1 protein-coding gene and 1 pseudogene are annotated in these 563 nt (G+C 46.4%); both read left to right on the top strand.

Annotated features, from left to right (window positions below; translation table 11 throughout):
• A partial coding sequence (locus UNSWCS_RS05975; RefSeq protein ID WP_035143613.1) for a GPW/gp25 family protein occupies window positions 1-231 on the top strand: 231 nt, incomplete at its 5' end.
• A pseudogene (locus UNSWCS_RS05970) lies at window positions 228-563 on the top strand (baseplate assembly protein); the annotation flags it as partial. The gene UNSWCS_RS05975 and the pseudogene UNSWCS_RS05970, both read left to right, overlap by 4 nt.

Here is a 563-nt window from a genome sequence, read left to right as displayed (position 1 = left end):
CTTGGCTCGCGGGTTATGTTGCCGGAATACGGCAGTCGCTTGTTCGAGCTAATAGACCGCAAGGTAGACGACGAGTTTAGGGCCGATCTTGCCTGCTACGTCATAGAAGCCGTAGAAAGATGGGAAAAAAGAGTGAAGATAGACGAAGTAAAGCTAATAAGCCTAAAAGATCATAGGTTAAATTTTAAGATCGCTCTCACAAGCGGCGACGAGATAGGGATAGAGTTATGAGCCTTTTAAAAAATTTACCGTATCCGGGCGTGATCGAAGAGCTTAACTACGACGAGCTTTTAAAGGGCATTAAAGGGCTTTTTAAAATCTATCTACCGGATAAGGAGATCGCGTTGCTTGAAAGCGACAATTATTCGGCCCTGCTTGAGACGCTGGCTTACCGCGAGCTGCTTTTGCGCGCTCGTATCAATAGCGCCGTAAAATCTATGCTTTTACCTTTTGCTCAAGGTAGCGATCTTGATAATATCGTAGCGATATACGGCATAGAGCGGCTAAAAGGAGAAAAACCGACGGCCGGTATCGAGCTTTCGCTTTCGACTCCTAGGGATGCG

It is taken from the genome of Campylobacter concisus UNSWCS, from assembly GCF_000466685.1.
GTDB classification, from domain to species: Bacteria; Campylobacterota; Campylobacteria; order Campylobacterales; family Campylobacteraceae; genus Campylobacter_A; species Campylobacter_A concisus_A.
This window is presented reverse-complemented; position numbering and strand designations above follow the sequence as displayed.